Raw genomic sequence first — 598 nt, 5'->3', positions numbered from 1 at the left:
GCAGCAGTCGATCCTCGTCGAAGATCGTCCGGTCAATGTGGCTCATCACCATGCGATCCATGGGAGCGCCCTGCTTCGAGAAAAATTCCGCCACCTCTTGTGGCTGGTCTTCATGACGACCAGGGTGCACATTGATCGTAGCACCGGTTTCCCGCTGCGCAAGGATCGCGCCCTGCATCACGCGCCGCTCAAGATTCGTCCACGGCGATTGACAGCCGATCTCGCCGATGATTCCGGCGCGCACGTCAGTTCCCCACGCACCTTCCAGAATCTGCGAGATCATCTCAGACGCAAAGTTCTCAACTCCTCGCACGTGATTCCGCTGGTCCTGGAACTCGTGAACATAATGACCGCAGCCCATCACAATGTGAGCTCCGCTGGCCCGGGAGATATCCGCCAGTCCGGCCGGATCCGGTTTCAAACCGCCCGAGGTGAGCTCGACAATTGTACGTCCGCCTGCAGCAACCATCTCGCGGATTTCGTTTACGGCAATATCTTGCTGATTAAGCTTGGTTTTGAGTCCGGATCGCTTTTGCCCGTAATTGATTTGCCAACAATTGCAAAGTTCGATCTCGACGTCTTCGATGCCGGCCGCGAC

Annotated in this window: 1 protein-coding gene; it reads right to left on the bottom strand. The window is 56.9% G+C overall.

What is annotated here, in order from left to right; all coding sequences use genetic code 11:
• Positions 1-598: phosphotriesterase family protein (locus AC0L2O_RS36310; RefSeq protein ID WP_473373137.1), on the bottom strand; the 598-nt coding region annotated here is incomplete at both ends.

This window comes from Bradyrhizobium sp. Kon10, from assembly GCF_055807395.1.
The sequence above is the reverse complement of the archived record's forward strand: the minus strand, read 5'-3'. Positions and strand labels throughout refer to the sequence as shown.